This is a genomic window from Cohnella herbarum (assembly GCF_012849095.1).
Taxonomy (GTDB): Bacteria; Bacillota; Bacilli; order Paenibacillales; family Paenibacillaceae; genus Cohnella; species Cohnella herbarum.
The window spans coordinates 2,897,941-2,924,390 of the sequence record NZ_CP051680.1 but is presented as its reverse complement, the minus strand read 5'-3'; the positions used below and the strand labels follow the sequence as shown (position 1 = coordinate 2,924,390).

At 40.7% G+C, this 26,450-nt stretch carries 20 protein-coding genes; 17 read left to right on the top strand and 3 right to left on the bottom strand.

The window, feature by feature from the left end; all coding sequences use genetic code 11:
* Positions 1–235: 235 nt before the first annotated feature.
* Both HH215_RS37020 and HH215_RS12995 read left to right on the top strand, forming a co-directional pair.
* Positions 236–559 (top strand): dihydrofolate reductase family protein, encoded by a 324-nt coding sequence (locus HH215_RS37020; RefSeq protein WP_254450463.1) that lies wholly within the window; start codon positions 236–238, stop codon positions 557–559.
* Between the two features lie 6 nt (positions 560–565).
* Positions 566–790 carry a helix-turn-helix domain-containing protein gene (locus HH215_RS12995; protein ID WP_019422432.1) on the top strand — a complete coding sequence of 75 codons (225 nt, stop codon included), beginning with the start codon at positions 566–568 and terminating at the stop codon, positions 788–790.
* A gap of 289 nt (positions 791–1,079) precedes the next feature.
* Here HH215_RS12995 and HH215_RS12990 read toward each other — a convergent pair whose 3' ends face one another.
* Positions 1,080–1,556 carry a hypothetical protein gene (locus HH215_RS12990; RefSeq protein ID WP_169280295.1) on the bottom strand — a complete coding sequence of 159 codons (477 nt, stop codon included), beginning with the start codon at positions 1,554–1,556 and terminating at the stop codon, positions 1,080–1,082.
* A gap of 430 nt (positions 1,557–1,986) precedes the next feature.
* On the opposite strand from HH215_RS12990, the gene HH215_RS12985 reads away from it, so the two are divergent.
* Positions 1,987–2,250, top strand: a complete 264-nt coding sequence (locus HH215_RS12985) for a hypothetical protein (RefSeq protein ID WP_169280294.1) — start codon at positions 1,987–1,989, stop codon at positions 2,248–2,250.
* Complete coding sequence (locus HH215_RS12980; RefSeq protein ID WP_169280293.1) at positions 2,247–2,633, top strand: retropepsin-like aspartic protease; 387 nt, start codon at positions 2,247–2,249, stop codon at positions 2,631–2,633. The genes HH215_RS12985 and HH215_RS12980 overlap by 4 nt, the downstream gene beginning before the upstream one ends.
* Before the next feature lie 59 nt (positions 2,634–2,692).
* Here the strand turns inward: HH215_RS12980 and HH215_RS12975 are convergent, their stop codons facing one another.
* Positions 2,693–3,757 (bottom strand): type I restriction endonuclease, encoded by a 1,065-nt coding sequence (locus HH215_RS12975; RefSeq protein ID WP_169280292.1) that lies wholly within the window; start codon positions 3,755–3,757, stop codon positions 2,693–2,695.
* A gap of 204 nt (positions 3,758–3,961) precedes the next feature.
* Between HH215_RS12975 and HH215_RS12970 the strand changes: the two genes are divergently transcribed.
* The 10 genes from HH215_RS12970 to HH215_RS12925 all read left to right on the top strand — a co-directional run bounded on the left by HH215_RS12970 (position 3,962) and on the right by HH215_RS12925 (position 19,618).
* Positions 3,962–6,709 (top strand): RNA dependent RNA polymerase, encoded by a 2,748-nt coding sequence (locus tag HH215_RS12970; RefSeq protein WP_169280291.1) that lies wholly within the window; start codon positions 3,962–3,964, stop codon positions 6,707–6,709.
* A 2-nt stretch (positions 6,710–6,711) separates the two neighbouring features.
* Entirely contained in the window at positions 6,712–7,476 is a 765-nt protein-coding gene (locus HH215_RS12965; protein WP_169280290.1) for a hypothetical protein, read from the top strand.
* A 133-nt stretch (positions 7,477–7,609) separates the two neighbouring features.
* The gene (locus HH215_RS12960; protein ID WP_169280289.1) at positions 7,610–8,101 is read left to right on the top strand and encodes a YomW family phage-derived protein; all 492 of its coding nucleotides are present in this window, start codon (positions 7,610–7,612) and stop codon (positions 8,099–8,101) included.
* 4 nt (positions 8,102–8,105) lie between these two features.
* On the top strand, positions 8,106–8,831 hold the full coding sequence (locus tag HH215_RS12955; protein ID WP_169280288.1) for a hypothetical protein: 726 nt from the start codon (positions 8,106–8,108) through the stop codon (positions 8,829–8,831).
* A gap of 7 nt (positions 8,832–8,838) precedes the next feature.
* On the top strand, positions 8,839–9,627 hold the full coding sequence (locus tag HH215_RS12950) for a YomU family phage tail tube protein (protein ID WP_169280287.1): 789 nt from the start codon (positions 8,839–8,841) through the stop codon (positions 9,625–9,627).
* 127 nt (positions 9,628–9,754) lie between these two features.
* Complete coding sequence (locus tag HH215_RS12945; protein WP_510549640.1) at positions 9,755–10,213, top strand: YomO family phage-derived protein; 459 nt, start codon at positions 9,755–9,757, stop codon at positions 10,211–10,213.
* Positions 10,210–10,635: a hypothetical protein gene (locus tag HH215_RS12940; RefSeq protein WP_169280285.1), complete on the top strand. Its 426-nt coding sequence runs from the start codon at positions 10,210–10,212 to the stop codon at positions 10,633–10,635. Before HH215_RS12945 ends, HH215_RS12940 begins: the two co-directional genes overlap by 4 nt.
* 16 nt (positions 10,636–10,651) lie before the next feature.
* Entirely contained in the window at positions 10,652–15,883 is a 5,232-nt protein-coding gene (locus tag HH215_RS12935) for a phage tail tape measure protein (protein WP_169280284.1), read from the top strand.
* Between the two features lie 32 nt (positions 15,884–15,915).
* A complete protein-coding gene (locus HH215_RS12930) occupies positions 15,916–16,716 on the top strand; it encodes a phage tail domain-containing protein (RefSeq protein ID WP_310735594.1) in 801 nt (266 codons plus the stop codon).
* 13 nt (positions 16,717–16,729) lie between these two features.
* Entirely contained in the window at positions 16,730–19,618 is a 2,889-nt protein-coding gene (locus HH215_RS12925) for a phage tail spike protein (RefSeq protein ID WP_169280282.1), read from the top strand.
* Here HH215_RS12925 and HH215_RS12920 read toward each other — a convergent pair.
* Complete coding sequence (locus HH215_RS12920; RefSeq protein WP_169280281.1) at positions 19,605–20,225, bottom strand: stalk domain-containing protein; 621 nt, start codon at positions 20,223–20,225, stop codon at positions 19,605–19,607. The genes HH215_RS12925 and HH215_RS12920 overlap by 14 nt on opposite strands.
* Positions 20,226–20,415: 190 nt before the next feature.
* Between HH215_RS12920 and HH215_RS12915 the strand changes: the two genes are divergently transcribed.
* The 3 genes from HH215_RS12915 to HH215_RS12905 are packed head-to-tail and all read left to right on the top strand — an operon-like array spanning position 20,416 to position 26,426.
* Positions 20,416–21,639 carry a hypothetical protein gene (locus HH215_RS12915; protein WP_169280280.1) on the top strand — a complete coding sequence of 408 codons (1,224 nt, stop codon included), beginning with the start codon at positions 20,416–20,418 and terminating at the stop codon, positions 21,637–21,639.
* A gap of 17 nt (positions 21,640–21,656) precedes the next feature.
* Entirely contained in the window at positions 21,657–24,302 is a 2,646-nt protein-coding gene (locus tag HH215_RS12910; protein ID WP_169278023.1) for a hypothetical protein, read from the top strand.
* Positions 24,303–24,344: 42 nt separating this feature from the next.
* Positions 24,345–26,426 carry a CotH kinase family protein gene (locus HH215_RS12905; RefSeq protein ID WP_169280279.1) on the top strand — a complete coding sequence of 694 codons (2,082 nt, stop codon included), beginning with the start codon at positions 24,345–24,347 and terminating at the stop codon, positions 26,424–26,426.
* Positions 26,427–26,450: the final 24 nt, after the last annotated feature.

The following is a 26,450-nucleotide window of genomic DNA, read 5'->3' as shown; positions in this document are numbered from 1 at the left end:
ATCCCAGAAGCCGTAAATACGGCCGAGGGATAGCCCTTTTTTGACGGTTGGGATAAAATCGTTGATTGTTGTGTCAAAAACTTCTATTAATATTCTTTGAGAGGAATGTTAATTAGAGTATATTCAAGGCAATGCCTTATTGGAATGATGAACTGTCCGATTTCCAAGGTGAATTACTTAACGCGAGCGACGCGCTTCTTCTGGGTCGAGTTACTTACGAAGGGATGGCTGCGGCATGGCCCAATATGCAGGAGGAGGGGGGCGGCCAGATGAATTCTATTCTCAAATATGTGCCTACAGCGGTCATATGAATCGTACATTGATGGCACACAACCTTATCGACGAGTATCACTTCATCGTCAATCCGGTTGTAGTGGGTAAAGAGAAGCCCCGAATGATTTTCCCGGGCTTCTCTTTTTTGTTTCGAGGAGAACAAGCAAAAACGATTTTCGCGCCCATTTTCCAACACCTCCGCACCACAAGAAAAACCCTTTCATATGATAAAGTTGACTGTATCCCTATACCTTGTAATCACACATTCCCGGGCAAGGAGGGGTGACAAACGTTGAAAGGCAGCGACCATAAAAGCAAATTCCTACTCACCAATCGGGAACGCGAAGTCTTTGAACTGTTAGTGCAGGATAAGACGACCCGCGACATTGCGCAGCAGTTGTTTATCAGCGAGAAAACGGTCCGCAACCACATCTCGAACGTGATGCAAAAGCTGAATGTCAAAGGTCGTTCGCAAGCGGTTGTCGAGCTTATTAAGCTCGGGGAGCTAAAGATCTAAAGCAGAAACATGGCAATTCTCTGTCGCCGAGCATCGGCGAAGCCTTCTTTTTCGTTCCTAAATCAGGTACGGGGGAGAAGGCTTTTTGATGTTTGGAAAGCTACTCTTTCCTTGTTGGAATGGCATGGACGGCGGATTCCAGTAACATTGACGGAGATATTCATTGCTGTTAGGTCTATTTTTAGCCATACAAAAATCCCCTCCAGTTCACTCGTTACTTAGAGTGTCTACTTAAGGGGATTATTTATTTTGTGGAGAAGAGGTCGCATCCTGATAAGGCGCAATCGTACTAGTTACTGCCGGCCATCGCTACTCCATTAAACACGGCAGCATATAGAAGAACTCCATCATTACCTACTTCTAAAGTGGAGTAGACGAACAGAGAATAGCGTATTTGTCCATTTGTAACGATTGCTGCGTTCGGAAAATCACTAGCCGTTATGGAAATCGTGAATGCCGTCCCTTGAACGGGGCCGGGTCGTACAGTCGATTCATAAATAGCTGTCCCTGAATTAATTGTTCCGTTGCCGTTTCGCTCGATAACAACCGTTATATCAGTATCGTCAGGAGTATCAAGGAATTTATAAACAGTTAACGATCCAGTAAGCGAAACGCGTACATCGTTTTCGTTTGGCGTACCGACGGCACCAAGGGTTTGAATGCCCAAATCGCCAATCAATTGCGGAACCACATTCAAAGGCTGGCTTACGTTACCAATCCCTGAATTATGCTCGGATAAACGCAAGTCCAAAAATTGAGTAGGCACACCCATACCTCCTTTTTATATGGATATGCTGGACAAGCGGAAAGAGTGAGCCTGTCTTATATTGGAGATTGGAGGGAGTTATGACATTCCGCATTTTACATGTACTCGGAAGCCACATTATTTTGGTTTCCTGTGAGCAGGAATAGGCGGAATAGGCGGAGATGTCGGCGGGATTGGCGGAATTGGAGGTATGGGCGGTATAAAAGGAGTCGGCGGAACCGTCCAAGGGGGGAACGGAGGGAAGAAAGCCATATTTTAGTCCCTCCTTCCTGAGGTATTTGAATCATATTATTCAAATCGAGGGTAAATGCGAAGGCTATTGATCGGTGTTTAAATCGAACAAACCAAGCTTCTGCTGCGAATGATAATGCGCACTCAGATCAGGTTTTGTTATAATGTGGATAAGCTGTATCCTAGAGGAGGGACTTTTATGCTATGGCCGGAGGTTAGAAGCTACTATCCTTTACAGTGGGTGCTTATTGAAGCGATTGAAGCGACCACGCAGGGTAACAAGCGAGTTGTCGATCAATTATCTGTCGTGAATTCGTTTGGTGTCGAAAGTAAGGAAGCACTCAAAACCTATATGAAGCTTCATCGAGAGAACAAGGCACGGGAGTTGTACGTCGTGCACACGTCCCGTGAAGAGTTGGACATCGAAGTGACTGTTTGGACCGGAATCCGGGCGATCCAATGAAGTTCGAATTAAAGCATGGTCTGCCGTTTGTGGAAATGCTTTTTACTCATCGTGGAATAAAGAGAATCGTTCCGAACATTCTTATCGATACAGGTTCTGCAACGACGCTACTATCCGCTGAAATTGCATTGGAAATAGGTCTCGAGCCCGAGCTCACGGATCTGATTCGAACGATGCGGGGAGTCGGTGGTGCGGAGTATGTTTACGAGAAGAAGATTGACAGGCTCAAGCTGGAGAACGTATCGATTCGGAATTATACAATACAGATTGGCGATATGGACTACGGTTTGGATATCAACGGCATCCTTGGAACTGACTTTTTGTTGGAGACTAGGGCAGTCCTTGATATGGTGAAAATGGAGTTAACGTTATCACCTAATTAAATTTAAGTCATTTATGAACAAAGCAAACCCCCAAATTAGTATTGGGGGTTTGCTTTGTTTCATTGAAATTTCTTTGCGACTTCAACAATTTTTTCTTTATGGTTAAGTAAATCCGATACCGAATTGATTTTTACTGATGTTGTGGATTCATCATTGAAGACAACCGACCAATTCGATGAATTCAAGTACAATCTACAAACCCACTTACGAATACTATTGTCGATAAGAATATTAAAATAGCTCAGATTGTCTCTATAATGAACCCTATCCGGTGCAATGGTTTCTTGTAAGAGTACTTTTACAGTTATGTAGCCCTCAATCTCTTCTTGAGTCGTAACAATTCCAGTCTCTTCGATCACTGGTTCGGAAGCGGTTGCCGCTACTTCACTTAAGGTAGTAGGTACTACGTTCGTCGTAGCAAGCGCTGACTGAATTTTCTCATTTAACAAGTCATTAATAAACTCATTCATGGATTTTTTAACAATTCCATTGAATTTTTCAATAACTTGTTTCGTTTTCTTTCCAGGATATACATCAGAGAGAATGAAAGAAATAAAATCGTCGGTTGGGACTTCCCATTGATTTTTAATAAAGCGCTTAATTTCATTTGTATATTTTAACTCTTCTGCGGTCGTATTTATATTTTCAATACTGAATTTGTCTTTTTGGAATTTATGAAGTTCAACAAGCTGATGGTCTTTGATTTCAAAAAGATTGAATTCGAAAAACGGTGAAGTATCCATTTTGTTTTGTTCTTCAAGATCGGTGTAAAAACGGTAAGTTATACCGTTCGTTAAAATTGCGAATTTTGCAGATGTTGTTCCAAAGTATCTAAATAACTGTGAATCATGTTTGGTGAGTATTTCTTGAATAGATTTTGCTTCAATTAAGATAACAGGCTTCCCATTCTGAAGAATAGCATAGTCTACTTTTTCTCCTTTCTTTATTCCTACATCGGCAACGAATTCAGGAAGGAATTCCTCTGGATTAAAGACATCATATCCAAGTGCTTGAAAGAAAGGCATTAATACGGACATTTTTGTTGCCTCTTCAGTTAATATACTATCCTTCATTTTTTGAACTCTTCTCGCTAACGATTTAATTTGATCGATAAAATTCTCCATGTCATTTCTCCTAATTTATCCCCATCGGATGGGGGAATGGCTCCTACTTGTTCATCATTATTCTACATCAATAGTCCTGATTTGGCGATATGTGGAAAATCCTGAAAGAAGACTGTTTAACGTACAAATTCACAATCTCGACTCGGAGTTGTGTTTAATTGGCATGTCATACGGAAGCCATTTAATAAGAAAGGGGGGATTTCCATGAGTAAATTGAACGCTAATCTCACTTATATTTATAAGCTTCGTTCGTCTCGCCTTCGCAAAGCCAAATGGCATCTCGACAATTACACGCTGAAGGAAGCGCGGAACAACGAGGAGCTTATCGCAATTGCGGACAGTCAAGCGCTAAGGTTTATTCGCGAAATCAGGGGAATTGATCAAGATGAGAATCGTAATGCGGTAACCCGAATCAGAACCGAGATTAGTACTCTGAAGAAGGAACGGAGGACGAGGGTTAGAGGAGCAACAATTTCAAAGCTGTACGATGATCTTTATTCCGCAGTATTCATGAAGGACTACATATCCGTGATCATGGACAGCATGGCGGACTTCGACCGGTTAAATGCGAGCAAGGGATTTTATATTAACGGGTTGAAATATAAGCGACTACTTGCCACACCGGGTGGGGTCAAGAAAAATACCGTTGTGTATGTGAGCGAGGAGGTATATTCCACTCTTGCGGATAAGATAGATAACGGTCGTAACAAAGATATCCAACTTGTCCCTGCCAAATTCGAAGCTTATAAAGCGTTGACATGCTCGGCTTCTAAACCTGTTCCAAGCCCTGCCGGAGTCCTAGTCGTTAAAGATTGCAAAGTACCTATCGTAGCCAATATCGTGCACATTACGGAGGATGGTCCTGAGCCTACAATAAGGGATATCAAGGATTATGAACTCCTCAACAACAATAGCGACGGATATGGATTGATTACTCCGGAATTAAGCCGAAGATGGGCAGAGTCGCTGGGCTTGGATTATATTCCAAGCGGGTTTTGCATTCGTAACGCGTTTACGAAAGGGATGCTGTTCACCTTCGATTATTATGCTTGGAGCAAAGAGATCGCGGAATCGGATGAAGTGTTGGATGTATGGGGGAAAAAGAGATCGGTGTCTGCAAGCGAGATCATACTCACGGAATCGATGTTAAAGCTGTGGAATTCCTACGATAGCATAGAGCATTATCTATCCTGTTGCGAGAACGGCGGGTATTCTTATAGCGTCACGAAAGCGACGCCCAAGAAGCTCGAGAACGAGAGAAACCTGAATTATCAATTCATACAATCTCTTCATCTATCCGATGAGGGCATAGATGAGTTAATTGAACCGACGGTATCGGAAATTAAAGAAGTATTAGGCGGAGACTATCGTAAAACATTGCTGTTTCTTAAAGGCATTCATATGAATGAAATGTCTTTCGAGAAGAGCGATTTCGATTTCGTCAAGGCGCTAATGATCGAGAAGGAAATGATCAACGATCCATTCGTACGTAAACATGTGCACAAAATGATCAGCAGAAGGATTCAAGAAGCTAAGATGGGGGAGCTCAGGATTAAGGGGAATTACTCGATCTTATCCGGAGATCCGTACAGCCTGTGTCAAAGCATGTTCGGCATGAAAATCACGGGGTTATTAAAAGCGGGAGAGTTCTATCATTCGTATTGGAGCGCTCGCGGAGTCGAGAAGGTAGCCGGGTTTCGAGCTCCAATGACATGCCACAATAATATTCGTATATTCTCGCTTGCGAATACTTCCGAAATGAACCATTGGTATCGCTATATGGATACGGTAACGATATTTAATTCCCACGATACCACGGCTCAGGCGCTTAACGGAGCGGACATGGATAGCGATACCGTGTTTACGACGAATAACCCGACGATTATGCAGAGCATTCGGGAACAGGATGCGATTATTTGCGCTCAGAAAACGGCATTAAAGAGAATCATTGTAGAGGAAGATTTGATTAGAGCCAATAAGATGAGCTTTGGAGATCAGATCGGAAGCATTACGAATCGCATTACCGCGATGTACGAAATATTGGCTAAATATCCCCCTGGTAGTAACGAGTATAAGACGATGGAATATCGCATTAAGTGCGGTCAGAATTACCAACAGAATGCTATAGATCAGGCGAAAGGGATCCAAAGCAATCCCATGCCCAAGTCATGGTATGACTATCATGCGAACGTCATAGAGGAATCGGATAGCGAAGAAGTCGCGGAATTGAAACGGTTTAATCAAAGCATCGTCGCGGAGAAAAAGCCTTATTTTATGATCTATCGATATCCCGAACTTAAGAAGAAGATTGACAGATTCATGAGCGCTACTGAGGTTAATTGCAGGAATAGATTCGGTTGCACCCTGGAGCAGTTGCTCGCCAAAGCGGATAAGACGGAAGAGCAGACGACTTTTCTTCGCTACTACTATATCAAAATGCCGGTGTCCCAAGAGAATTCAGTCATGAACAAGATTTGCCGGAAGGTTGAAGGTGCGTTGGCGGGCGTGAAAGAGTTGCCTATCAACGTTAAAGATTACGACTATTCAAGGCTGAAGTCAGATTCGGGTTACCCTCCGATTAAATATAAAGAGATCGCCGAGCTATACTGCGTTCACCGATCCGAAGTAAAAGATTACATGGCATTAAGAGCAGCCGGACTTGTTCTAAGCGATGAAGAAGTTCAAGTGATCGATGGCCGAACATTCGTGGAGGATGCCTACCGGATTTGCAACGATGCGGAACAATTGTGCAATATCGTAATCGATTTATGTTACAGAACGAACCAATCTAAGCAATTCGCATGGGATATCGCCGGAGAGACGATTATTTCCCATTTGCTCAAAGCAAACGAATATATGATTTCTTATCCAATAGCGGACCCCGAAGGGGACATTGAATTCAAAGGAGAGCGTTACGCCATGCTTACATCCCGATATGAAGGAGCGGATTAAGAATGAATATCGTGACCAATGAAAAGATGATTTTGGACAATGCTTTGGAGAAAAGAATTTTCGACAAGAAGCCTACGACGACGATCAGGGTTCTGATGAAGCATTACTTCTCGCTAGGAAAGAATAGAAAAGAAGTGGGAGAACTTCTAGAAAACCATATGAGGAATCTCGCCGGATATCATCCATCCAAGTGGGACAAGACGATAAATGCGATGATAAAGACAATTGCCGTGCAATGTCATGATCTGAATGATGTCGACCGGATAGAGGTTGTACAAGGCGAATTGGATAAAATCGTTTCTCTGAACGATATGAAGTTAGAGAGGCTTGCTTTCGTCATGTTGGTGTATGCCAAGGTGAAGAATCGGATCAATCCGAATAATAGAGGCTGGGTTAATCAAGGTTCCAAATTGCTTTTGCGAGAAGCGGGGGTTAGCAAGGCGAGGAATAAGGATCAACTGATATACGAGTTGGTACAGAGGGGATTTATAACGCCAACGCACGTCGTCGATCGGGAGGATATCCAAGTGAACTTCGTTATGAAGCTCGATGAACCCCGAATCGTGATTAGCGATTTTAGAGAAATCGTGAACTATTATTTGCAATGGAAAGCGGGAGGGACATCGTTCGTCCATTGCAGCGAATGTCGACTGTTGTTTCCCAAAAAATCGAATAACAGCAAATACTGCCCGACATGCAAACGATCACGGGAATTAGCTTGGAAACGAGAAAATATGAAACGGGTAAGATTATCGCGCGTGGAGTAGTCGGAAATGCCCAAACCCATCGTCCCTATTAGGCTGTCGGGTTTGCTGATCCATTCCTTAATATGAAACTGATATTCTCAAGAGCGATAGCGAGTGACTCCTTCTCGCTATCGCTCTCGGGAAGTTCGGAGATGTGAAGGAGGTGAATGGAATAGCCCAGTTAGGTGAGATTATCGATTACAAGAACAAGATAACCGAACTCATCCTGTCGGATGCCGACTTATGCAAGGCGCTCTATTATAGCGAAAACAACTTTCTGGATCAGCCTGAAATATCAGATTCAGCCTTACTGTTGTATAGCAAAGTATTTCCGTATCTATTCGTTCCCAAGGTGGAGACGGTTCCGAGTACGTTCTTAACCGTGTCCGCAGGGGGATACAGCAAAGTTCACGACGTCTATCATTCCGGGCTTATCATTATTCGTATTTTTACCCATAGAGATTTGCACCGCACTTCTTATGAGTATACGAGAACGGATTATGTGATGAGAAAGATGGACGGATTTCTGAGCAATGCTAAGGGGTTCGGAATCGGCAGGCTGCAATTTAACGAGATGAATCCATTGACGGTTAACGAAGATTATCAGGGGGTCTATCTACAGTATAAATGCGTAGATTTCAACTAATCGTATGAATGATGCCATTGAATTAAAATTACTAGCCAATCTACCGATTCCGATCGGGATGGAATTGTATTTCACCGCGCCAACCCTAAAGCAAATCATTAGCATGGGGGATCATCATTATGACAGGATTATTTCAACGCTGTTGATTAACAAAGACTCTTCCGAAGACATGTCCGCGAGCGGATTGTCCAGCTTTGAAATTTTCTACGTGAATTGTGACGCAAACCCGGAATATTGGGAGTTAGCCCGCTTGGGATTAAAAGCTCATCTTCAAATGGAACCTCGGTTAGGCGAAAGCCGCAACGAGGTTTTTATTTATTTCGACGATAATCCGGAGTTGAAGCTGAACAACCACAATTTCGAATATTTTCAAAGCTTGATTATTTACTCCCATCATGTGAGTTTCGACAAAGAAGAGTACAAGCCTGCCAATGACAAAGCCAAAGCGCTAATCGAGAAGCTTCAGGAAGGTAAAAATGAAATTCTCCGTAAGAAAGAGCAAATTTACAGCCTCGCTAGCAAAATATCGGGAATTGCGTGGAAATCGAATGCGGTGAATATATTCAACGTGTTCGATATGACGATATTTCAATTCCATGATGCCTTAAACAGGCTAGAGCAAGTAGACAATTACTTATTCACGATTCAAGGCATATACGCCGGGAACGTGGATAGCAAGAAAATTAACCTATCCCATCTGCATTGGAGCAGAAAACTTAAAGGAGATTGATCACATTATGGCAACACCTAACCGTTGGGCGATCCGCGACGCGGGCATCGCGACTTTCTACAGCTTATCTACCGGCAAGCCGGTTACAACACTAAGAACGTTGAAAACAAGCGGGCTCGAGACAACCGGCGAAACGGTCTATTCCCGCGGGGGCAGCGGCAACGCCAAGCTCGTTGGATTTTCCAGTAACCGCGAATCGAAGCTGACGCTTCAGGATGCGGTGTTCGATAACAAAGCGCTGGCGATGCTTACCGGCAATAATCTGGTGGAAGGTGCCACCGGCGTCGTGTTCATCGACACGTTGACCGTCGCGTCCAATGCGGCCGCTCTATCGAAAGCTCCGGTCGGAAATCTGGCCGGCGTATACGAGTTGAACGTCGATGGTACCTTGGGCGACGAGATTGCACTGGCGACGGGTACGGCAACTACCGGCCAGTATTCGATCTCTGGCAAGAACCTGACTTTCTTCAGCGGCGATTTCGCCGACGGCAAGAAACTGGCTGCTTACTACAGAGTGACGACGGATGCGTCCGCCAAAACGTTGAAGGTTACTTCCGATGCCTTCGGCAAAACGTTCAAAGTCGTGCTCGACTGTATCGTCCGCGACGAATTTACGAAAGAGGACTACGCGGCTCAGATTACCGTTCCGAATGCGAAGTTCGAGGATGCATTTAACGTAGCCATGGCCGCTACCGGCGATCCGGCCGTTCTCGACCTGAAGCTGGAAGTGTTGAAGGATCCGCTTAGCTCGGATATGTGGTCCCTTACGATCTACGACGAGAACGATATTATTTAACGGGAAATAAATAAGGGAGAAGGGAGCTACTTCCTTCTCCTTTATTATTTTCTGCAAGCTGACAAGCCTAGCGGTTTGTTCGTTTGCAGAAAATAAACAATAAAAAAGGAGTTGCTTGAGTTTGAATATGAGAAAAAATAATCTATCGTCCTTACAAATGACAAAGAAAGTAAATGACAAATACAAGCGAACGAAAAGAGTTCAATTCGCAAACGGAAGTACGCTTGATATTGACCTATTGTTTCGTCCGTCTAAGAGGGATGACTTGATCGCCGATTTATTGAATCTAGTCAAGTTTGCGTTCGAGAACAACAAGAAGTTTGATGCATCAATCGGAATTGCACTGTCTACAGCGCTTATTATTAAGTATTTTACCAGTTTGGAAACGGATGCTGAATCGTATGACGACATGCTTAATCTCATCGTTGCTTTAAAGGATGGCGAATATTTGCAGGACATCATTACGTCGTTCGTTCAGGATGAGTTGGAGAAAATCTTCGGGGATCTAAAGAGAGCTATTAATCTTGTTCATGAGGAAGTTACGAAATCCAACATTGCGACAGAAACAGGAGGGGCGGAAAAATGAGGATTAAGTATGGAGAAATTGCTTTCTATTCCAAGTGGTTGATGAATCATTTATCGTTAGCAGGCAAACAAAGCAGAATGAGAATGAAATTTATTGAATTGCTTGTCGTCAAGTCTGAAGAACTCGGGAAATATCATGTGCAGCTGCTGAAGGAACATTGCCATCTAGATGAAGAGGGCAATCCTCGCATCGTTGAAGTCGAAGGAGAACAGGCGAGATATGATGTCGTGGATTCTGTTGTATTCGAACGAGATTTTAAAGAGCTTCTAGAAGAGGAATTCCATATCGAAGAGAATGAGGAAAATTTAGAAATGTTGTTGTCCGTCCGACAATCCATTGAAAATTGTCCAACTGCCTGGTCTGGGGATCAGGCTTTGGAGTACGAGATGGTAGCGAAATTGTTTGACCAAATACGAAATTGAGGATAGGAGGGAGAATATGGCTAACGGTAACTTAGGAATTGATGTAGGAGGGAGTGCAGCTCAAGCTGGAGAAGCGGCAGCTGCGAATTCCGGGAGACTAAGAAGCGCTTTAACAGAGATTATGGATAATGCATCGTTTATATCGAATGTAGGTTCATTATTCGTTCCTATTATTGGTTTATTTGCTACGGGTGTTCATCATGCCAATCAATTGAACAAGGAACTTACCAGATTATCGATGATTTATAATAAGAGTCATCAAGAGATGGCTAAATATGGAGAAGAGTTTCGTGATCTCAGCATGGAACTCGGGATCGCCACGGATATTATCGCGCAAAATGCTATTCAACTTGCCGAGCTAGGTTTAAGCGAAAGCGAGATGATGATGAAGCTAAGTACGGCTACCCAATTCGCCAAAGTGGCTAATTTGGATTTCGCGTCTTCCGCAAATATTTTGATTTCTACTGTACAGTCACTAGGAGTTTCATCTGAACAGGCTTCTGATGTGTTCACGTATCTAGGAGATGCTACAGCGATTAGTGCGGCTGATATTGGTCAGTCTATGCAGCTTGTTACTGGAGCGACAAATGAGGCTGGTTTGCAATTTGAGAAAGTCGCAAGTTGGATTACGACAATATCATCAAGCACGAAAGGCTCCAGTGCCGAAGTCGGAGACTCTGTCAATTCGATGATCGAACGTTTCCAATCGTTGACGGAAACAGGATTCGACGAAAATCAAAGCACGAATCTAGTACAAGTTACGGATGCATTAAATAGAGCGAATATCGATCTGGTTGACACGGAAGGAAACTTTAAAAACTTCGGTAGTGTCATGGACGAGTTAGGTTCAAAGTGGGGAGATTTGAGCAATTCTACCCAACAATACATCAGTAAGCTACTTGCGGGCGAAAGTCAAAGCGGCTCGTTCTTGAGTTTGATGCAGGGTTATGGACAGTCCGTTAACCTGTATCAAGGATCTTTAAATGCAGCTGGAGTTAGTCAAGAGAAGTTTAATATTTACATGGAAAGCACTGAGGCGAAGCTCAGCCAATTAGGTACCGCTTGGTCGGGGATGTGGCAGTCAACGCTTGATTCCGCAACGATTAATGGGGTTATTGACGCATTCACTATGCTGATCAATGTATTGGGCAAAGTTGTGGAAACAGTTGGCGTGCTCCCGGTTGTCCTAGGGGCGGTTGGCTTCGCAGGCGCGGCATTAAGTAAAGGCTTTAGGACACTTGCACTTTCCGTGTTGTCGCTGGGAACTGGTTTTAGTACATTAGGCATTTCGGCTACAGCCGCTAAGGTAGCATTGCGGGGACTTGCTGCAGCATCGGTAGTTGGTTTAGTATTTGTCGCGATCGGTTTTGCTTTGGAAAAGCTGATCGGTTTATTCTTTAAGGCGAAAGATTCTCAATCCGAATATGTAGCCAATCTAAAGGAAACGATTAGCACCTCCCAAGATAACATTGCCAAAATAACCGAGCTTAATGAACAGCTTAAAGCACAAGTCGGAACGCAAGAAGAATTAAATGGCCTGAGATCTGAAATGGCGGGTTTAATGCCGCAAATTATCGATCATTATGATGCCGAAGGTAAAGCCGTGTATAAAACGGCGCAAGAAATCGATGCGTTGATTGAGAAAGAGAAAGAGTTAAATCTATACAGGCGAAGGACTGTTTACGAGGAAAATTCAAAAAAATTGGTAGATTCGGCAAAAGTAATTGTATCTAACCGAGATAAAATCGGTGCAAAGAATGAGGATTTTGAAGTAGCTTCAGTTAAATATGAAGCACTAGCGTTTGCGGAAGGAGAACTAAGCAAGAGTGGTTTTAAGAAAAATTCGAAGGAATATTTAGAACTGCTTGATGATCTGCGGATTAAGGTCAAGAAGAAGTTCGACGATAAAGAATTATTTGCCTTTGATGACATTTTAGATTTCGAAATGCTAAATCATGGCGGTATTACTGGAGCAACTGCAAATGCTAAAAATGAATTAGATGCGATTGGAAATGATATTTTCAAGACGAATAGTAGTGTTGAAGCAGGAATGAAAGATTTTATTACTCTTTTTCAAGATTATAACGGGATTTTAGTTGAAGAAACGAATCAATCCGATCAAAACGTAAAATCCTTCTTAGATAACCTTGCATCTTCATTTATTGAGTCAGCCGAAATTAGCGGTAAAAACGTTGATGAAATTCAATATCAATATGAACAAATGGCTGGAAAATTCAATTCTCACATTCAAGCGAATGATATAGATCTTACAAAAATGATCAATGGTGGAGATAAAAACGGAATTATTAAAATATTTAAAGATATTGGCGAAGATTCGAAGGTAGCAGAAGGAGCAATTAATCGCTTTTCGAATTCGCTTTCTAACATTCCCAACTCACCAGCGAGTGCCTCTTTTACGACTTATCGTGCCGAACTAAGTGAGTTCGATAAGGGCACAAATAAATCTCTCTCTTCATTTAATAAGCTATCCTCTGCTTATCAAACGCTTCAAAGTGGGGAGAGCCTGTCCTTAGATACGACCTTAGCGTTAATTGATGAGTATCCCCAGTTCGCAAAACAGTTAAGTGATAGTAATGGTTTACTTGAAGGTAAGGGTACTTTGTTGGAGAAAATTGCGAACTTTGAGCGTAAAGAGAGATTAAATGAAACTGAGAGACTCCTTAAGAGCAATAAGGATTTATTTGATTCTCTTGAAGGTAAACGCTCAATGTATGAACAATTTTATACGGTAATGTCAGGAAGACTTCCACCGGAAATAATGAAAGAGATTGCAAGCAAAATTTATCCAGATGAAGAAAAAGAGCAATTGGAGTCCCTCGAATTAGAAAGATTGCGATTAGAAGCACAAAGGGATGCTTATAGTAAACCTATTAAATTTGTAGGACTACAATCAAACTCACCACCACCATCATCATCAGTTTACGAACCTAAATTGAATATTAGCAAAAGTCAGCTAGAAATCGATAAATATAATCGCGGTCTCGAAGAAAACAATAAAGCAATCGAGGAAGCAAAGGCGAAAGCGGAAGGTTACGAGAGTCTTCTTAAGGAAAGGTTAAAGCTTTATTCAAAGTTGATTGCCGCTACTGGAGAATTAAATAAGGAGCAGCAAAAAGAACATTCTGACTTACAATCTAAGCTGACAAAATCGGGCTTAGTGGATAATAGGGGAGAGGTCGTTGAAGATGTCAACAAACGTCTTGTGGCAATCTCTAAATCCAATAAATCAAAATTTGGGTACACAGCAGAACAACTCGAAGGCTTTGTTCAACGCTACTTGGAACTGACGAACGAGATCGACGCAGTCAATTCGCAATTAAAACAAGTCACTATGGATATCGCGGCTACTCTTCAATATGCACTTGATCAAATCAATGGTATAGCGGATCGGAATAAAACGCATTACAATAATGCAATCTCTTTACTTGGTGAGATCAATACGGAAGATGAAAAAAAATTGTTGGCTGGGTATTCCGAAGGGATTGTTCAAACCTTAGTTAAACAAAGACAAGATATACTGAAAGAAATTGCGGTGACTAGGAATAAAATCAGAAATAGCAAAAGTGAGCAGGAAAAAGATGCGTCTAATATTTATCTGAACAATCTACTTACTGGCCTATCCGCCACAAATGTTGAAATTGTTCAATCCTCGGAAGCCGAAGGAAAAGCCCGAGCCGAGGCTTTCATTGCCGGTTTCGACAAGAGTCTAGAAGAGCTAAAGTATTCTAAGTCCGTGCTGGGAGATATAGATACGGAAGAAGAAAAAAGGAAAGCAGCGGAAATAGATAGAGAGATTAACAATACATTAATCGGAGGAGTCGAAGCCTTAAATAAAGAGATTTTTGGGCTTGAACAGGAGCTTACTAAAAAATTAACAAATGAAGAAAAAATTAAAGCGCAGACGAGACTTGAAATTCTACAAACATATGCAAAACAGTATAATATCGAACAAATTGAAGCAACCGATAAGTGGGCATCTTCCGTAAAAGACACAACGAAGGATGCCATGAGCGCAATCGAAGAGTTTTATGAAAAACAAGGCAAGGCCGCACAAGATGCGCTAGATAAAGATTTGGATGATTATAGGGATTACATTGACGACCGGAGAAAGTTATTTAGCCGAGGAAATGAGACCGAGGATTTCAACTCGGAGAAAGATAAATTAGTAAGAGAACAATTGGATATTCAAGGTAAAATTGCTGAAATCTCGCTCGATTCTTCAATCGAAGGCCAATATAAACGAGAGCAGTTGGAGAAAGAGCTGGCCGACAAGGTTGAAGAAATTCAGAAACATGAATTGGATCGATCAAGAGATATAAGGGAACAAAACTTCGACGATCTGCTTAAAAACAAGGAAGATGAAATTAAAGCGGCCAAAGAAGCCGCGGATAGAAAGTGGCAAGATGATCTAGCGGCTGATCAGCAGTATTCGGCCTTAAAGCAAGCATTATTAGAAAATAATGCTGTGAAAATGCAAGAAGCTCTGCAGCTCTTTGCTAGCAATGTCCAGAGCTACATGGACTCTATTGGATCAAGTATCGATCGCAACCTGATTGAAAAGCTGCAAGATGCGCAACGCTTTAAGAACATTGCAAATGAAATTGGTGGAATTTATACCCCGACTCCACCGGGTCCAAGTGGTTCTAGTGCTAACAATGGTAACAGTGGAAACGGCTCGAATGACCCGTCTGGCAATCCAACCAAGTCTTACTATGTGCCTGTTAATCAGAAAGAAATAAATGCTATAACTAACATGAAGAGGCGTAGCCAAGAATGGAAGAATGCGGTAGATGCTGCGACTAAAGCGACTTTAGAGGAGCAAAATGCTGAATCTGGAAAAAGTATCGGGGCTACGCTAAATCGGTATACTGGCCAATGGATGAAAAACGGCATGCCGCTTTATCATGATGGTGGCGAGGCTGGTGTAAGTGGCACAAGCTCGGAGAAGTGGTGGCAAAAGCTTCTCAGTTCCAACGAGGTTCCTGCCATTCTTAAGAAGGGCGAAGTGGTGCTAGATCGACCATTTAACTTTATTAACGGTTTAACAAACAGAATGTTCGGGGGAATTTCAAGCGTATTGCCCAAAATAGGTTCTTCTCAAGCTACTTCTTCCTCTTTACACTTTGAAAAGATGATTCATATAGATAAAGTTGAAAACAAATCCGATGTAGACTACTTAATGACCCAGCTCGATCAGAAATTTAAGAGATACGGATTCAGTTTATAAAGTGCGGAGGGGAGAAATCCCCTCTATTTTTCGTGTGGAGAGGTGAAATAGAATTATGGCATTTATTTATAGGAACGAGTTTTTCATATGACGGCGTTCGATCGGTAGATATGGGTATCATGCTCATTAAAATGTCATCAGGGTTATTAGAATCTCCATTTTTTGGGGATAGACAGATTCATTCTGAAATGATTGCTGGACGTCACACGCCTTATTATTACGGAGAAACAATCGCTCCTTTTAGTACGAAGTTGCAGATCTGTCCAATTCATGGGGAATGGACTTCAGAATTACGCGATAATGTGACCCGATGGTTAAATAACGGGAAATTTAATGAGTTCTACTCGACTGACAATATAGACAAGCGATACTTCTTGACATACGAAGGTTCTCCAACATTGAATGTAACTGGGAATAATGAGGGCTACATTGAGATTGATTTTAGAAATGTTGATTGTTATGTAAGGTCGCCAGCATTCATTGAAGTGTTCGATTTGAGTACCAATGCAGATCGAGTGAATGTCGTACTGTCGAATTTGGGGAGTGCAGCTATTCAGCCTATTGTTCATATTCAGAAAATAGGGGCAGGAAACGTTGCGATAAAGAATTTATCCAATGGTGGTCAAATTACAGGATTGACTGGACTCTCGCATAATGAACAAGTGACTATCGATCCCCACTATAGAACAATTAATACGAGCGTTACCAATGCATTACGATATGACAACTTTTCTAAAACCTATCTTACTCTCCCTTATGGCAATAACCATTTAGAGGTTACAGGTGCATGTAAATTAAAATTTACTTATCGATACTTGTATTCCTCGGTATAGGAGCAATACTTATATGAACAATAAGTTCCAATTTGAGAATGGTATTATTAATGAGGTAAAGCTGTATCTATGCCGACCAAGCGATAGAGCGACTATTACCGAGCTTTATCATATTAAAGATAGAAATTTGACTATCAATTATGGTGGAGTAAACGAGCTGTCGTTTTCCGTACCCTATGCAATTCTTGACGAGAATAACGATACGGTTAGAAATCCGTTAGTTGATCAAATCTATGGTGATTTCATCGTAAGGTATGAATATAAGCAGCAACAAGAATACTATATCATTACAAATCCTGAGTATGTTATGGATAGCTCGGGCAACGAGCAGTTAAATATCCTTTGTTATCAGCAACATTATGAATGGAAAAATAAACTGGTAAGAGCTCTCAAGGGGACATATAAACTCTACGATCCAGCAGGAGCAAATGGAGTTCTCAATAAAACACTGCTGACGCAAACAGATTGGACCGTAGATTATATTGATAGCTCTCTACTTTCAAAGCATCGCACATTCGATACGAGCGAAACGAACTTGTTAGAGTTTATATTCTCGGCAATTGAAACCTATGGTTCTTACATTCCTTTTATTGATACTGTGAATAAGCGACTGTCCGTATATCTGGACGAGAATTACGGTCGAGATGAAGGACTGAGAATCGAATATGGCCATTATCTTAAATCGCTTAAAGAAACAGATAAATTTGATGAGGTCGTTACTAGACTATACATTTATGGCAATGATGAGCTTTCTATTTACGGGCTTAATCCAACAGGTACCAGTTATCTGGAAAACTATTCATTTTATATGTACGGCTACGCTGAAGACACCCAGGGGAATGTAATTGGACATTCCAAGTTTATGTCTGACTCTTTATGTAAAGCATTAAGATCGTACGAAAAGTTACTTCAGAGCAAGGCTGCCGTATTTTCAGGATATCTATCTACACTGTCAGGACATCAGTCAACACTGGCTGTAAAGAAAAATGAGTTGTATGGACTCCAAAATGAAAGGAGGACGCTTCTTGATCTGAAGGATGTCCTAATCGGTACCGGCGGCGATGTTACTTCAGTTAATGGGCAGATTGAATTCAAACAAACTCAGATTGATGATAAAACCACTGAGATTACAGACGTTAACCTTAGTATTACGGCTGTAAATAATCAAATTGCTACATTAAAATCACAATTATCAGAGTCGGCGAATTTTACTACTTCGCAAATAAAGGAAAAGCAGTTTTTCACTAAGGAGAAAACGTGGCAAGAGTCAAACATTACGAAAGCGGAAGATTTACTAGAGCAAGGTGGCAAAAATCTGCAACTCTGGAGTCAGCCTAATATTGCGTATGAGTGCGATATTATCGATATTATTGCTGCGCTTAATGTTCCATATGACAAGGAAAAATTGAAAATTGGAACAGTAATCACCATTTATTATCCAAGGTTTAATATTGATATCAAGGCAAAAGTAATAACGATCGATCACGATATAGATGGGAATGGTCTGAAAGTTACGATTGCCAATACGAAGGATATTAAATCTGGATTTTTGAAGATTAAAGACCTTTTGCAAAGAAGCAATACGACAAGTACAACTGTGGATATGAGCAAGCATAAGTGGGATCTCTCAACGGAAAATAATACGCAGATTAATGATATTTTAAACGAAGCATGGGATGCGAATAAGAGGGCGATTGAAGCTGGAGATAATCAAAACTATTCGTTGAATGAACGTGGGTTAACATTGAAATCTCCAACAGATCCATTTAACTATCTCAGGGGATTGCATAATATTATTGGGTTTACAAATGATGGGGGAAACACTTGGAAGAATGCGCTAACACCTAATGGACTCGTAGCAGAAGTAATTAAAGGGAAATTAGGTGCTTTCGCTACTATTGCTACCGATCAAATCCTAATTGGATCAACACTTATTGGTGATGGACTGATTAATTCCTCTGGAGCTTGGAATACTGCTGCAACCCAAGCAGGAAATAGTGTTCAGAAAAACACCTTTTACAATGGAGTTAAGATTGATTCGGCGAGTGGTCTTGTGATAACTCGTAGTGATAACAGATCACGTTCAGTCTTCAATGCAACAGATGGAATCAAAATTCAATCTTCTACTGATGGTGTAAATTGGGTAGACAGGCTGTCTGCAAACTCGACGGGGGATATTACCTTAACGGGTGCTTTAACCACAGGAACAGGCGCTAGTGCGGTTAGGGTCGATACGAACGGTCTATACATCGGAAGCAGCACATTTTCATCTGCTCCTGTTAGGATCACACCAGCAGGAGACGCGATTTTTGCAGGTACAATACAAGCCTCCAAAGTCAATCTCACTGGTGGAAAGATGAATATCAACAACACATTTATAGTTGATGAGCTTGGGAATGCCACAGTTTCCGGTAATGTGACAGCTAACGCAATCGCTGCGAATACATATATAAGTGCTCCGAACATTGTTGGTGGTACCATCAACATTGGAAATAGTAATTTTACTGTGGGCACGGATGGTACAGTAAACGCCAATAATGGGACGTTCAGAGGAAGCATTAATGCAACTTCAGGAACTTTCTCAGGGAATATATCATCTACAGCGACAATTTCTGGTGGAATACTTAAAGGCGCGACTATAGAAGGTGGTAATATAAGTGTTGCAACAGATGTTGAGATTGGTAACAACCTCTATATAGGGACAAAGGATAATGCTAGTGGTAAGAGAATTTGGTTTACTACGGGTTCAGGTAGCGCAGTTATTTCTTATGATCGAACCAATAATCAAATTAATCTCAGTGCGCAGAATGGAGTCAAGATTGATAGTGGTAATTTAATGATAAATGGTTATCGCGCAGTTACTACGTATGATTTAGATTCTCATGTTGCTAAATGGGGCTGACAAGATTACTTTTAACTTTTACAGTATAAGTCGGAAGTTCTTCAATATCTGATAATGAGAGAAATTGAAGAAAGTAATCCTTCGTATAATAACTCAAGCCTTTCTCTGAATCATAGAAGTAATCAGTATATCTTATTGCTATGTATTCTGAATCATTATAAGTTGTAGTAATTTGTCCATTTTTTATTGTACCCATCATAGTGGGCTTATTTTCACGACTTAACTTACTGTAAACTTGTTCCCAGTTGTACAAAACCTTACCCTCAATAGGATAAGTTTCAGTGCTCTCTATTGGTTTCTCAGAAGGTTGAGACCCCACTGTACCATCAGCACTCTTGCCGTCAGTAACAATGTTAATATTCGTCCCATCCAACTCTATCTTTCCTCCGACAGCATCAGCAGCCTTCCTTAAAGGGAGGTAAGTGGTGTTGTTGTAAGAGATAGCAGATGCATCTAGTTGCTTACCATTTACAGACACTTTGATATCAGGACGTAGTTTTGCTTGGATTGTTTTGATAGCATCAGCGGCATATGTAGAGCCAGCAGTAGCAGTAATGGCACCTGCGAGGAATACGGTTGTGTATTTGGAAAAGGATTTTATCTTCATATGTATCTCCCTTTTGTGACAGATTGTTGCATATGAATATTTTACCATTTAGGTAATTCGGATTTCAATCTCAGAAGTAGATATTATTTTCGAATTTTTTAGTCAACTCAAGTTGAGGTGGCTTTTTTGTTGTCTGAAAATCAACATGAACCTGCAATTTTATTTCACGCGAAGAGGTGAGGACAGTAGAATGGCACAATTAAATGTATCGCCACAAAGCTCAACAACGATTAAATGGTCAATTACAGGGTTGAGCGCGAACTGGAATACTACAAATTATCAAACAGCAATTCTTTCAACAGGCGCAAATGCTACTGGAACAATTATTCATACACAAACTCCTACAGTCTCAACAGGAGGAGATACATTTACACTTTCACCAGTAATTGGTGGTGGTTCGTTTTCCGCAGGGAATCGATACATACTCTACGGAACTATGAGAAATGCAAGTGGTAGTTTGTCAGGTGTAGGCTCTGTTGATTTTACAATGCCTCTACCACCAGTGCCTGACGCTCTTTCAAACCTAACTGTTTCAGCTTCAGGTTATTCACCAAGCACAACAGTAGATGCAACATGGAATTCATCAACTGGTGCAACCGGATACAGATGGGTAACTAATGCTTCAATAGACGACGGTATTACAAGTGGACAAGTAACAACTACAGAAAAATCAATAACAGTTACTTCACCAGTTGGTGGTTATCAATTTACAGTTACTCCTTATAACAGTTCGGGAGATGGTACAGGACTTACAAAATCATTTTCAGTAACTAATCCACCCTTACCAAATGCATTGACGGGTTTAGAGATATCCGTATCTGGAAACGCTCCTAGCGCTTCTGTAACTGCAACATGGAATTCATCATCTGGTGCAACACAGTATAATTGGTCTACCACTGCCACTACAATCGATGGAATAACGAATGGAGCTGTAACTAGTACAAGTAAGTCAATTACAGTTACCACTGCCGGAACTTTTAACATTACTGTATATCCAAACAATATAGCTGGTAATGGAACTCCTAGCTCTAAAGCGTTTGATGTTACTAGACCAAGACCACCAAGCTTTAAATGGACATATTCAGGATGCAGTTTAACGCCTCCTTTTGCACCGATACCGGTAAATCCTAATGATCCTACTAAAGATCATACTAAAGGTTTTTACGCATCAGCAAAAGAATGGAATGACCTAATCGCAAGGGTTTTAGAATTCTTAGATTACAAAGGCAAACCAAACTTCAATTACAATTCTGCGGTTTCTGGAGTTAGACCTTCAGCAACTCAATTTAATCAGGTCAGAGATGCTATTGCTACAATGAACAGCTCAGGTTTACCTAGTAGAAAAGATGCAGGAAATCCAATCACCTCTGCTGATTTCAATGCACTGAGATCTTGCCTAAACGCAATAAATTAATAAAGAGGAGGAACACAATGTCAGCATTTGATTATAATTTAAGCACAATAACGAAATATAGGGCAGGAACTATGGAAGATCCATTTGTTCCTATTAATGAATCTAAAAAAGTATTTAATCGTCAAATACTTCTAAGCGAGATTCCGGTAAGAGTCAATGGTGTTGTCATTTCAGGGTTAACAGAAGTTAAAAAAGTACCAGATAGTGGGCTAACAGTAAATCAGTTTGTTGTTGATTATAGTGAAGCAGTTGTTACATTTCATGAATCTAAGGAAGGTGTTACTTTATCACCTACTTATCTTGGACGTGGTAATCATTTTATTAGCAGCAGAAGAGTTTGGACAAAGCGTGAAGGTGATAATGTTCTTGAGACACTTGAAGATTTGTTAGAAAAAGGCGAAACGGCAATAGTTAATCTAGAAGCAATTGAAGAAGCTTTAGAAGGTGCCCAAGCAGCCCTAAATATCGCAAATCAAGCTGTTCAAATCGTAAATGAGACAAATACCACGATTCAGGCACAAGAGGATATTAGAGAGACGAATGAACAAGCGAGAGAAGAATTTAGGGACTCGTGGGCATTTTTACAAGACTATAACCCTGCAACAAATTATAAAACGAACAATCAAGTTTACTATAATGGCGTAACATTTATTGCTATCCAGAATTCATTAAATAAAACACCTGAAACTCAACCTTTGTATTGGCGTATTTTCACTCAAAGTGGAGCAAAAGGGGTTAAAGGAGATCAAGGTTTAACTGGAGCACAAGGGACTCAAGGAGTTCAAGGGGTCAGGGGTGATAAAGGAATAACATGGCGTGGTGTATACCAATCAGGCACATCTTATCAGGTTGACGATGCTGTTTATTATAATGGGAGTTCGTTCAGATGCATTCTTACATCTACAGGTAATAATCCTGCAAACGAAACGTATTGGTTCCTGATTGCACAAAAAGGGGAGGCTGGCGGTGGATCAGGTACAGTTACAAGTGTTTCTTCATCTAGTGCTGATCTAACCATCACAAATGCGAGTTCAACACCAGACATCTCTATTTCCCCTACTCTTAAATCGGAGTGGAGTGGGAAGCAGAATGCTTTAGGTTTTACTCCTGAAAATACAACTAAGAAAAATCAGCCTAACGGATATGCAGGACTAGGTAGTGATGGAAAGATACTTCCAACTCAGCTACCCGTTATCGAAGCAGTATCATGGGCGAATTTGCAGGGTAAGCCTGTTTCAACAGTCAGCGATATTGATGATGCGGTTGCAAATAAACACGCACATGCTAATAAATCAGTACTCGATGGGATTACATCTACTAAAGTAACTCAATGGGATGGAAAACAGAATGCACTAGGTTTTACTCCAGAAGATGTGACTAAGAAGAATCAGCCTAACGGATATGCAGGATTGGGGAGCAATGGAAAGATTCTACCTTCTCAATTTCCTGAAATAGATGAGGTATCATGGGCGAATTTGCAGGGTAAGCCTGTTTCAACAGTCAGCGATATTGATGATGCGGTTGCAAATAAACACGCACATGCTAATAAATCAGTACTCGATGGGATTACATCTACTAAAGTAACTCAATGGGATGGGAAACAGAATGCACTAGGTTTTACTCCAGAGAATGTTACTCAAAAAGGTACGGCGAATGGCTATGCAGGTTTAGATAGTGGTGCTAAGATTCCATCTAATCTTCTACCTGATTCGATTCTTGGACAGGTTAAATATCAAGGTACATGGAACGCATCAACGAATGTGCCAACACTTCCAACTGCTTCAACTGTCAAGGGTAACTACTATGTAGTTGACACAGCGGGTATATATTCAAGTATTGATTATAAAGTTGGGGATTGGATTATTAGCAACGGATCTGTTTGGCAAAAAGTTGACAATACAGATGCTGTTCCAACTGTGTTTGGACGAACGGGAAATGTTGTTGCTGCAATTGGTGATTATAGTGCAGATAAAATATCTCTCAGTAATGCCAATTTCTTTTCTACTAATGTGCATAGTGCTCTATCAGAACTTTATGCAGCTTTCAGTCCTATTTTAAGTCAATTTGATACCAGAACAACATCTGTTGATATTACAGTAGGAGTGGGAAAGCAATTCTCTACTATACAATCAGCCATAAACTCGTTAAAAAAAGTAAATTTGGGATATCGAAATATACTTATTGATCCGGGAACCTACAATGAAAATATAATAATTGATGGGTTCTCTGGACAGCCAATAAGACTCTACGCCCCTTTTAGTAGTTCGGCAACTATTCTGTTAAATGGTTATTTATCAATTAATAATTGTTCTAGTGAAATTGCAGTTAGTGGCATAAAGATAACAAATGCTTTAAGCAGCTTTGGTATCAGTAGATCACTCGAAGTAGTTATTTCGTATTGCGAAAAGACAGTTTCCGGTAACGAAGGGGTTGCGGTAGCTTCAAATGGTTATGCTTATATACATACTTGTATTTTCAGTAATCAAAGCGCGGCGGTAAACATTAACCAAGGAGGAAGAGCAATGGTAACTAGTTGCACTGGAACGGGAAATTACTATGGAGTATTTTCTAAAGCAGGGGGATTAGCTCATTCAGATCCTAATAACAATTTTGGAGCAACAGTTTCTAACCATGCGCTTAGGGGAGGATTAGTCCTTAGTTAAGTTATATCCAATTTGAGCATCTACAACGAAAGGAGAAATTAAATGAGTAATTCATTTGAATATGGCAGTCCAATTATATACGAACTACGAAGCGGTAATTCCTCAGATCCTTATAAACCATTTACGAATACTCCATACAAGGTTATTCAGAATTCAGTATTACTATCCGAGCTTCCAGTGAAATCTAACAAAGTTCAAGTTAGAGATGGTGCTTTGAATGTCCCTTATTATGAAGTGATAGACAAGGCTCCATTAGAGTTTGAATATGTAGTAGATTATGTCACCGGAATAGTGAAATTCAATCCAGCAGCGGAAGGTAGAACATTACACTTTTCAGGGTTTTCAAAAGGGAATGTCTATTTTCCTGCTGATAGAGTTTGGACTAAGCGAGATAATGGGAATGTAACAGAGACACTGAAAGAAGTCATAGCGGCCGGAGAAAGCACGATTGAAAATATAGAAATGTTATCTGAATCAATTACAGGTATAGCTAAAGTATTTATTACAGGAAACACCTATGGAATGTCAAAGGATGACAGCAAAGACTTAAATATTTCATATAGAAGCCATAAGCTAAACTTTGACGGTATTGTAAATATAAAATGGCAAGGATCGAGTTCTATCGGATACCCGAAGAAGAATTTTACTATTAAATTGTACACAGATCCCAATAAAAATAAAAAGTTGGAAAAGAGTTTTAAGGGATGGGGAAAACAAAGTAAATTCTGCTTAAAAGCTAACTATATTGATCACTCACATAGTAGGAACATTGTCTCTGCGAACCTATGGGGAGAGATTGCAAATTCTAGAGTAAGTATCCCGGAACCCATGAAGAGTGCTCCAAACTTAGGTGCAATAGATGGTTTCCCGATAAAACTCTACATCAATAACAAATATGAGGGTCTGTATACTTGGAATATACCTAAGGATGGATGGTTATTAGGCATGGAGTCTAATAATCTTCATCATGCTTTTGTGGCAGCAGAAACTCAGGATGGAGCTTGTGCATTTCGAGAAAATACACAGCTTAATGGTAGTGACTGGTCATTGGAATTCCCCGATGTTTTATCAGCCGAAATTTTACAGAGTCTTAATGCCGCTATAAACCATGTGAAAGACACTGACGATGTAACTTTCAAAGCGAACTTCACAAAACACTTTGATCTTGAATCAGCACTCGACTATTATATTTTTGCCTACTTTACATGCGGCATAGACACACTTGCGATGAATCATATTATGGTTACATATGACGGACAACGCTGGCATTCATCAATGTATGATCTGGATAGCACTTGGGGGCTATGGTGGGACGGTACTTCTTTTGTTTCACCGCTTCGAAAATGCCCTGAAGAATATCAGAGCTCGATATCTTTGTTGTGGGAGAGATTGGTTAAACATTTCTACATAGAACTTTACGAACGGTATTCTCATTTAAGGAAGAATGTATTGAGCGTGAGCAATATTATTAACAAATTTGAGATGTTTACTGATAAAATACCTGAATATTTACGAAAAGAAGATGTAACTATTTACAATGGTATACCTAGCGTTGATACAAACAACATTGCACAGATACGCAATTTTGTGAATGAAAGGTCCGCCTATGTAGATAGCAAGTTCAAATCTATGGTAAAGACAAAAACGTTTAATCACTCCTTTACAAATTTATTAAGCTCTGGTGAGCAATTTAACACTGAAGAAGTTTGGCTTAAATCTGATGTAAATGTAGAGACTAATGTAGATATTGGATTATTTGGAGAAAAGACTGCGGACAGACTTACTTCATCAGTAGCCTACCAGGCTATTTTCCAAAGGGCAGCGGTGAAACCAGACACTGATTATTGCTTCTCCTTTTACGTGAGAAATAATGGTACGGCAGAAGTAAAGTATAGCGTATATGACTTTACGAATGAAGGAAACATCGTTGATTCAACCTCATACAAAAGTTACATTAACGCAGAAAGTTATACGCGGATTATCGTTCCGTTTCACACTCCAGTTGGTTGTAATAAAGTTAATCTATACCCTTTACGCGATTTAGGAGTAATAGGTGCTGATATCTTTATCTGGGGAGCAATGCTGAATTATGGATTAGAACCATTAGAGTACGAACGCGGTTGATGGATACCACTTATCAATATTTTC